Below are 8,677 nucleotides of genomic sequence, written 5' to 3' on the forward strand. Positions count from 1 at the left end.
TGAATACAAAAGCCGGATAGCATGTATGCTGATCCGGCTTTTTTATTCGACTAGACTTACGGCATAAACCGATAGCCAATCCCGGTTTCGGTCAGAAAATGACGTGGACGAGCCGGGTCCCGCTCCAGTTTCTGGCGCAGGTGTCCCATATAAATTCGCAGATAATGGCTGTGCTCAACGGCGTTTGGCCCCCAGACCTGATTTAACAGCTGGCGTTGCGTCAGTACCTTCCCGGCATTATTCAGCAGTACCGCTAACAGGCGAAACTCAATCGGCGTCAGATGGATTTCCTCGTCACCACGGTGTACGAGGCGGGCGGCGATATCCACTTTTACGTTGGAAAAATGCACCACCGGTTCGGGAGACGCGCCGCTGGCGTGGCGACGCAATGCCACGCGCAATCGCGCCTGTAGCTCGCCAATACCGAAGGGTTTACTGAGATAGTCATCGGCGCCGGCATCCAGTGCGGCGATTTTATCGCTCTCTTCGCTGCGGGCTGAAAGCACAATTACCGGGATTGCGCTCCATTGCCGCAGGTCGCGAATAAAATCAATGCCGTCGCCGTCTGGCAGGTCAAGATCGAGAATGATGAGATCGGGTTTTCGCGTGGCGGCTTCCAGCAAACCACGTTGTAGCGTTTCCGCTTCATATACACGCAGGCCATCGGCTTCCAGCGCAGTGCGCAGAAAGCGGCGAATGGCCTGTTCATCTTCAACAATCAGTACGTTTGTCACATATCCTCATGAAAATCTTCAAGTTCAGGGGGGATCTCCTGGGGTAGTGTAACACGGAAACATGCCCCCCCCTGGGCACGATTATGGGCGGAAATGGTACCGCCGTGCACGTCCACAATCGCCTGACAAATGGCCAGTCCCAACCCCACGCCGGGTACCGATGACTCTTTGTTTCCTCTGGAAAATTTGTCAAAAACGCGCTGTTCCATACCCGACGGAATACCCGGTCCATTATCCCAGACGTCCAGTAGCAGGTGCTCGCCATCGACGCTGGCGTCAATGCCGATTTGTGCCTGCGGACCCGCATATTTTACGGCGTTCTCCAGCAGGTTGATCAACACCCGTTCAAAAAGCGGGCCATCGACATGGATCAGCGTCAACGGTTCGGGTAACGACAGGTTAATCGGAGCAGAGAGTCCTGGCTCCAGCATCTGCAGGGCGCTGCCCACCACCTCTTCCAGCGTTAACCACTCCTTCTTAAGATTAAAGCCGCCAGACTGAATTCGCGCCATATCCAACAGATTATTAACCAGTCGGGTGGTATTCAGCACGTGCTGGCGAATCTCACTGGCCTGGCGCGCATGCGGCGAACCTTCACTGGCCAGATCCAGCGTTAAAATCTCTGCCTGACCGAACAGCACCGTCAGCGGTGTGCGCAAATCGTGGGACAGGGCGGCAAGCAGCGCATTGCGAATACTTTCGCGTTCACTGGCAAACCGGGCCTGCTCTTCGCTGGCGGTCAGGGTCAGACGTTCCAGCGCACTGGCGACCAACAGGGTAAAGGTTTCCAGCAGGCGCTGCTGCTCGGGAATCATCAACTGACGCAGATTTCCCGGTTCCACTACCAGTAGCCCATGCGTTTTATCGGCACTTTTTAGCGGTAAGATTTGGTACGGTACGCCCGGTAAGGTATCCGTGCCCGCGCCAGCCGGTTGCCCTTTGTCAAAACTCCATTGGGCAATGGCATCGTCCCATGGCGTTATGCCCTGTTGATGGGTGAGGGGAGCCAGCTTACCGTTTTCATCAGGTAATAAAACCTGACTGCGGGCCTGAAACGTTGAGGCGATAAACTGTTCGCTGGTCGCGGCGATTGCCTGCTGGCTTCGTCCAACGGCTAACGCTTTCGACATCTCATACAGATGACGCGTACGCTGTTCCCGATAGCGCGCCACACGCGCCTGATAACGGACGCCGGCGGTCAGATTACCGATAACCAGCCCGACCGTTAGCATTACGGCAAAAGTAAGCAGGTACTGGACGTCGGAAACGGCCAGCGTCCCACGCGGGGCAATAAAGAAGAGATCGAAGCTGGCGACGTTAATAAAGGTTGCCAGTACGGATGGCCAGCGTCCGTAGAAGAGGGCGATAACCACCACACCCAGTAAATAGAGCATTACCAGGTTAGCGGCATCAAAAGCCATCAGCCACTGCATCGCGATTAGCGTAATGATGGCGCATAGCGCGACGGCAACCACACAACCCTGAATTTGTACCCGCCATTTATCTTTAAAGGTGCGGCTATCCGTAGTGGGAAGCGTCGGGCGTGAAGGCGGTTCGTCCAGCGCGACAATCATCAGATCGAGATCCGGTGCGCGATGGGCCAGTTTGTCGGCAAAGGAATCGCTGCGCCACCAGCGACGCGTTGTCGGACGCCCGAGCACAATTTTTCCCAGATTATGCTCGCGGGCATAGCGGATTACCGCTTTATCTTCAGCAGGATCGGAAAGCGTGGCGGTTTCCGCGCCCAGCTCCTGGGCTAATCGCAGTGCGCTTAAGATCGCGCGCCGCTGTTTTTCGGGGAGTCGGTGCAGTGCCGGCGTTTCGACATACACAGCATGCCAGACGCTGCCGAGACGCGCCGCCAGCCGCGCGGCGGCGCGCACCAGTTTTTCGCTGCCGGTATTGTGCCCAATACACAGCAAAACGGCGTCGCGGGTATGCCAGACTTTTTCTTCCCCTGGACGCCCGCGCCAGGCGCGCATTTGATCGTCCACCCGATCGGCCGTGCGGCGCAAGGCCAGCTCGCGCAGCGCGATCAAATTACCTTTGCGAAAGAAATGCTCGATGGCTCTTTCCGCCTGACCTGCGATATAGACCTTGCCTTCGTTCAGGCGCTGGCGCAAATCATCGGGGGGAAGATCGACCAGCACCACATCGTCAGCGGCATCGAAGAAAGGATCAGGGACGGTTTCGCGCACCTGAATACCAGTGACGCCGCTGACCACATCATTGAGACTTTCCAGATGCTGGACGTTAACGGTGGTAAAGACATCGATACCGGCTTCCAGCAGCTCTTCAATATCCTGCCAGCGCTTTGGATGGCGTGAGCCTGGCGCATTACTGTGCGCCAGTTCATCCATTAAAATGAGCGCCGGACGGCGGGCCAGCGCGGCATCAAGATCGAACTCGCTGATGTGACGACCATGACGCGCGTGTCGCTTTAGCGGCAGGATACTGAGACCGTCCAGCAGCGCGGCGGTCTCTTTGCGTCCGTGGGTTTCCACCACGCCAATCAGCACATCTAACCCCTGCGCCCGCAGCCGCTGGGCTTCCGTTAGCATGGCCCAGGTTTTCCCGACGCCTGCGCAGGCGCCGAAGAATAGTTTTAGTTTTCCGCGGTGCGGGGCGGTGGTCTGCTCCAACAGGCGATCGGGGTCGGGACGTAAGGGTTCGCTATGCATGTCCTTTTTCTCAGAGCTTATCCAGCGCTAAATTAAGTTCCACCAGGTTCACCACCGGCTGGCCGATAAAACTGACCAGCGGCTTTTGCGTGTATTGTGCAACCAGGCGCGACACCTCTTCAACGCTGAGGTTGCGGGCCTGCGCCACGCGAGGAATTTGCCAGGCCACCGCGGCGGGCGTCAGGTTGTTATCCAGCCCGCTGGCAGACGCGGTTACCAGCTCTAGCGGAACGGCTGGATTAGCCTGTGGATTGGCAGCGCGCAGCGCGGCAATCCGGCTTTGCAACTGTTTATCCAGTTCCGGGTTGCTGACGGCCAGGTTACTGCCGCCAGAAGCCATGGGATTATAGGGCATTTCCGCCGTCGCAGACGGACGCCCCTGAAAATAACCGGCGGCGGTAAAATGTTGCCCAATAAGCTCAGAGCCGCGAACAACCTGATCTTCGCGGATCAACGAGCCGTTAGCCTGGTGGGGAAACCACCACTGCCCCAGCGCGGTGGTCAGCAGCGGGTAAGCCCCGCCGGTAATAAGCATCAGGAAAATCAATGTTGATAATGCAGGACGTAATCCACTCATCTGAAACCTCACACCAGACCCAACAGGGTCAGCAGTAAATCAATCGCTTTAATACCAATAAATGGCACCACCAGACCGCCCAGACCGTAGATCCACAAATTACGGCGCAACATTGCAGATGCGGATAACGGCTTGTAGCTCACGCCTTTAAGCGCCAGTGGGATCAGAAAAACGATGATTAGCGCATTAAAGATAACCGCGCTGAGGATCGCTGAATCCGGCGAATGCAGTCCCATGACGTTAAGCGCATTGAGCTGCGGATAGGTGGCGGCGAACGCGGCCGGGATAATGGCGAAATACTTTGCCACGTCATTGGCGATACTGAAGGTGGTCAGCGAGCCGCGCGTCATCAGCATCTGTTTCCCAATGTGCACCACTTCAATCAGTTTGGTGGGGTTGGAATCGAGATCCACCATGTTGCCAGCTTCCTTCGCCGCCTGGGTCCCGGAGTTCATGGCGACCGCGACATCCGCCTGCGCCAGTGCCGGGGCGTCGTTGGTTCCGTCGCCGGTCATCGCCACCAGACGGCCTTCCGCCTGATACTGACGAATCAGCGCCAGCTTGGCTTCCGGCGTGGCCTCCGCTAAGAAATCATCCACCCCGGCTTCTGCGGCGATCGCGGCGGCGGTCAGGCGGTTATCGCCGGTTATCATCACCGTTTTGATCCCCATTTTGCGCAGTTGGGCAAAACGTTCTTTGATCCCGCCTTTCACAATATCTTTCAGGGCTATCACGCCCAGTACGCGGGAGCCTTCGGCTACCACCAGCGGCGTAGCGCCAAGGCGAGCGACGTTGTCGACCTTCTGCTCGACATCGGCGGGGAAGTGACCGCCGTTGGCTTCAACGTGACGACGAATGGCATCGACCGAACCTTTGCGGATCATACGGTTGTCGATGTTGATACCGCTCATCCGGCTTTGCGCGGTAAACGGCACAAAGGTCGCGTGCAGCGATTGCACGTCGCGAATACGCAGATTAAAGCGCTGTTTTGCCAGAATAACGATGCTGCGGCCTTCCGGTGTTTCATCGGCCAGCGATGAAAGCTGTGCGGCATCGGCCAGCGTTTTTTCGTCCACGCCCTGGGCAGGCAGAAAATCTGAAGCCTGACGGTTACCCAGCGTAATGGTACCGGTTTTATCCAGCAGCAGGACGTCCACGTCACCCGCGGCTTCGACCGCACGTCCGCTGGTGGCAATGACGTTCGCGCCCAGCATTCGGCTCATCCCGGCCACGCCAATAGCAGAAAGCAGACCGCCGATGGTGGTGGGGATCAGACAAACGAGCAGGGCAACCAGTACCGTGACGCTGACCGCGCTGCCGCCCCAGGCGGAAAACGGCCATAGCGTGGCGGTCGCCAACAGAAAGACGATAGTCAGGGCAATCAGCAGGATCGTCAGGGCGATTTCATTGGGGGTTTTACGCCGCTGCGCGCCTTCGACCATGGCGATCATCCGGTCGAGGAATGTTTCGCCGGGGTTTACGCTACATTCGATCACCAGCCAGTCGGAGAGGATGCGAGTCCCGCCGGTGACCGAGGCAAAATCGCCACCGGATTCACGAATGACCGGCGCAGACTCACCGGTAATCGCGCTTTCGTCTACCGATGCGCCACCTTCGATCACCTCGCCGTCACACGGGATAATATCGCCAGCTTCCACCAGCACAATATCGCCTTTACGGAGATCATCGGCAGGGACGTGATCCATGGCCGAGCCGTATTTTGGTTCGCGAAGTTTGCGGGCAAAGGCGGTTTTTTTCACCCCTTTCAGACTGTTCGCCTGTGCTTTACTGCGCCCCTCAGCCAGCGCTTCGGCAAAGTTAGCGAACAGGACGGTAACCCACAGCCACAGACTAATCGCGCCGGTAAACCACGGATTGCCAGGCATATAACCTGTTGCCATCGCCAGCGTTAACAGCGTGGTCAACAGACTGCCCAGCCAGACGAGAAACATCACCGGATTACGCCATTGGGTATGTGGGCTTAATTTTTTCACGGCATCCATCAGCGCCTGTGCGACCAGAGAAGGTTCGAACAGCGCCAGTTGCTTGCGACTCATAGTAATGTGCTCCGCATCACTCAGTGTAATGACAGGTATTCTGCGACCGGGCCAAGGGCCAGGGCAGGAACAAAGGTGAGAGCGCCAACCAGTAACACCGTACCGATTAACAACCCGACAAACAGCGTGCCGTGGGTGGGTAGCGTGCCAGGGCTGGCAGGCTGGATCTTTTTACTGACCAGCGACCCGGCAATAGCCATCACGGGTACGATCACGCCGAAGCGACCAAAGAACATGCACAGCGCCAGCAGGCAGTTCCAGAACGGGCTATTGGCGCTTAATCCGGCAAAGGCGCTACCGTTGTTGTTCGCAGCAGATGACACGGCATACAGCACTTCACTAAACCCATGTGGACCCGGGTTGAGCATGGCGCTGCGCCCGGCATCGGTCATCATTGCTATTGCTGTGCCAAGCAGGACCAGCGCAGGGGTGACCAGAATCGCCAGCGCGGTCATTTTCATTTCGCGCACGTCGATTTTCTTACCCAGGTATTCCGGTGTTCGGCCAATCATCAGCCCGGCGATGAACACAGCCAGCAATACGAACAGCAGCATGCCGTACAGACCTGAACCCACACCGCCGAAGACCACTTCGCCAATTTGCATCAGCCACATCGGCACCATTCCACCGAGTGCGGTAAAAGAGTCATGCATCGCAATCACTGCGCCACAGGATGCCGCCGTTGTGACGACCGCAAACAGACTGCTGACCAGTACGCCAAAGCGGCTCTCTTTGCCCTCCATGTTGATATTGCTATCTGCACCTAACTGCATCAGATGCGGGTTGCCCTGAACTTCGGCCCACATCACGACGGCTACGCAGATGACAAAAATGAGCGACATGGCCCATAACAGGGTCCGGCCCTGACGACGATCGCCCACCACATCGCCAAAGGCAAAACACAGCGCGGTAGGAATTAAGAAAATAGCCAGCATCTGTACCAGGTTGGTCAGCGCGGTTGGGTTTTCAAACGGATGTGCTGAGTTAGCGTTAAAGAAACCGCCCCCGTTGGTGCCGAGCATCTTAATCGCTTCCTGCGAAGCGACAGGTCCCATCGGCAGCAACTGTTTCACCCCTTCAAGCGTCGTGATGGGCTGATAGGGCAATACGTTTTGCAGCACGCCTTGTTGAATAAAAAACAGGGCGATGAGCAGCGCAATCGGCACGAGGATCCACAGCGTAATACGAACCAGATCGACCCAGGCATTACCCAGCGTATCCATGCTCTGCCGCGTAAAGGCACGCGTCAGGGCAAAAATCACCGCAATCCCGGTCGCCGCGGACAGGAAGTTCTGCACGGTCAACCCAGCCATCTGGCTGAAGTAGCTTAAAGTGGTTTCACCGGCATAAGATTGCCAGTTGGTATTGGTGACAAAACTCACTGCCGTGTTGAGCGCCAGATGCCATGAAAGTCCTGGAAGCTGCTGAGGATTCAGCGGCAGCAGGTTTTGCGCCATCAGCATCGAAAACAGGACCAGCAGGCCCAGTACATTGAGCGCGAGGATTGCCAGCAGATACTGCCGCCAGTTCATCTCCTGTTGCGAAATGCCCAGACCACGCCAGAGCACACTCTCCACGCCAGCGAGGCCCGGTAGGGACGTATTATTGATGAGTCGGGCCAGTCCAAACCCCAGCGGTCTGGCGATGACAAACAGCACCAGCAAGAAACTGGCAATGAGTAAAAAACCTTGAGCCGCCATCAGAACGCCTCCGCATTAATCAGGGCATACACAAGGTAACCTAATAATAAAAAGACCAGCCCAATGCCGGTTATCACGCCTGCACTCACAGTGCACCTCCAGTGGCATAAATGTGATAACCAGAGCGTAGGTTTTTGCTTGCAAAGATTTCGCAAAAATCGGCGGGCGGGGTGTAAAAAAAGTATAAAAATGGCAAAGACCATTATTTAACTAATGGTTAGTATTAATTTAACTTTTATGTAACTTAATTACGGTTTTAAGCTAAACGGGGCATAAATAGATAAAAATAAGTGGTCGGATGAGTAGTAAAATTACACACAAGGCGGTATTATTTTCATCAGTTAACCAACTTTATTTTTCCGGTGCGATTCACCGAACAGTTATATGGGAGAGGATTATGGACTTTTATAAAGAATATCCAGCACACATTGTTTTCTTACGCCGTACCTTTGCCGTAGTGGCGGGCGTACTGGCGCTGCCGGTCATGCTGTTCTGGAAAGACCGTGCCCGTTTTTACAGCTACCTGCATCGCGTCTGGTCTAAAACCAGTGATAAGCCGGTGTGGATGGAGCAGGCTGAAAAAGCCACCTGCGATTTCTATTGATAATTTATGAATCCTAAAAGCCGCTGATATCAGCGGCTTTTTTGCTCATGATAGCTACACTTATCTCAGGAATGAAAAGGAGCGATCATGAGCGAGAAAATCCCTGTTGGTATCAGTGCCTGTCTGTTGGGGGAAGCGGTTCGCTATGATGGTGGGCATAAGCGCCTGGCCTTTGCTGTAGAAAAACTGTCGCCGTGGGTCGCGTTCGAACCCGTATGCCCTGAAATGGGGATCGGGTTACCGGTCCCGCGACCTGCGCTGCATCTGGTCAAAGAGGGCGAGGCTGTCTCCCTGCGTTTTAGTGATAAGCGCGAGGGGTATTTG

At 55.8% G+C, this 8,677-nt stretch carries 8 protein-coding genes; 2 read left to right on the forward strand and 6 right to left on the reverse strand.

Features of this window, described 5'->3' with window-relative positions:
- Positions 1-56: 56 nt before the first annotated feature.
- From kdpE to kdpF, 6 genes are read right to left on the reverse strand one after another with little or no spacing between them, the layout of a single operon-like run.
- On the reverse strand, positions 57-734 hold the full coding sequence (gene kdpE, locus JSN25_RS12070; protein ID WP_204524962.1) for a two-component system response regulator KdpE: 678 nt from the start codon (positions 732-734) through the stop codon (positions 57-59).
- Entirely contained in the window at positions 731-3,415 is a 2,685-nt protein-coding gene (gene kdpD, locus JSN25_RS12075; RefSeq protein WP_204524963.1) for a two-component system sensor histidine kinase KdpD, read from the reverse strand. The genes kdpE and kdpD overlap by 4 nt, the downstream gene beginning before the upstream one ends.
- A 10-nt stretch (positions 3,416-3,425) precedes the next feature.
- Positions 3,426-3,992, reverse strand: a complete 567-nt coding sequence (kdpC, locus tag JSN25_RS12080; protein ID WP_137351024.1) for a potassium-transporting ATPase subunit KdpC — start codon at positions 3,990-3,992, stop codon at positions 3,426-3,428.
- A gap of 8 nt (positions 3,993-4,000) precedes the next feature.
- Positions 4,001-6,049 (reverse strand): potassium-transporting ATPase subunit KdpB, encoded by a 2,049-nt coding sequence (kdpB, locus tag JSN25_RS12085; RefSeq protein WP_085047503.1) that lies wholly within the window; start codon positions 6,047-6,049, stop codon positions 4,001-4,003.
- A 20-nt stretch (positions 6,050-6,069) separates the two neighbouring features.
- Complete coding sequence (gene kdpA, locus JSN25_RS12090; RefSeq protein ID WP_204524964.1) at positions 6,070-7,749, reverse strand: potassium-transporting ATPase subunit KdpA; 1,680 nt, start codon at positions 7,747-7,749, stop codon at positions 6,070-6,072.
- On the reverse strand, positions 7,749-7,838 hold the full coding sequence (kdpF, locus tag JSN25_RS12095) for a K(+)-transporting ATPase subunit F (RefSeq protein WP_077949339.1): 90 nt from the start codon (positions 7,836-7,838) through the stop codon (positions 7,749-7,751). The genes kdpA and kdpF overlap by 1 nt, the downstream gene beginning before the upstream one ends.
- A 308-nt stretch (positions 7,839-8,146) precedes the next feature.
- On the opposite strand from kdpF, the gene JSN25_RS12100 reads away from it, so the two are divergent.
- Both JSN25_RS12100 and JSN25_RS12105 read left to right on the forward strand, forming a co-directional pair.
- Entirely contained in the window at positions 8,147-8,353 is a 207-nt protein-coding gene (locus JSN25_RS12100; RefSeq protein ID WP_003022870.1) for a YbfA family protein, read from the forward strand.
- Between the two features lie 87 nt (positions 8,354-8,440).
- Positions 8,441-8,677: 2-thiouracil desulfurase family protein (locus tag JSN25_RS12105; protein ID WP_204524965.1), on the forward strand; the 237-nt coding region annotated here is incomplete at its 3' end.

This window comes from Citrobacter cronae, assembly GCF_016893685.1.
Classification (GTDB): domain Bacteria; phylum Pseudomonadota; class Gammaproteobacteria; order Enterobacterales; family Enterobacteriaceae; genus Citrobacter; species Citrobacter werkmanii.

Excerpts from the sequence above, each read along its gene's own strand:
- kdpA (WP_204524964.1), bottom strand. The coding sequence starts at position 7,749 with ATGGCGGCTCAAGGTTTTTTACTCATTGCCAGTTTCTTGCTGGTGCTG.
- JSN25_RS12100 (WP_003022870.1), top strand. The coding sequence starts at position 8,147 with ATGGACTTTTATAAAGAATATCCAGCACACATTGTTTTCTTACGCCGT.
- kdpB (WP_085047503.1), bottom strand. The coding sequence starts at position 6,049 with ATGAGTCGCAAGCAACTGGCGCTGTTCGAACCTTCTCTGGTCGCACAG.
- kdpD (WP_204524963.1), bottom strand. The coding sequence starts at position 3,415 with ATGCATAGCGAACCCTTACGTCCCGACCCCGATCGCCTGTTGGAGCAG.
- kdpC (WP_137351024.1), bottom strand. The coding sequence starts at position 3,992 with ATGAGTGGATTACGTCCTGCATTATCAACATTGATTTTCCTGATGCTT.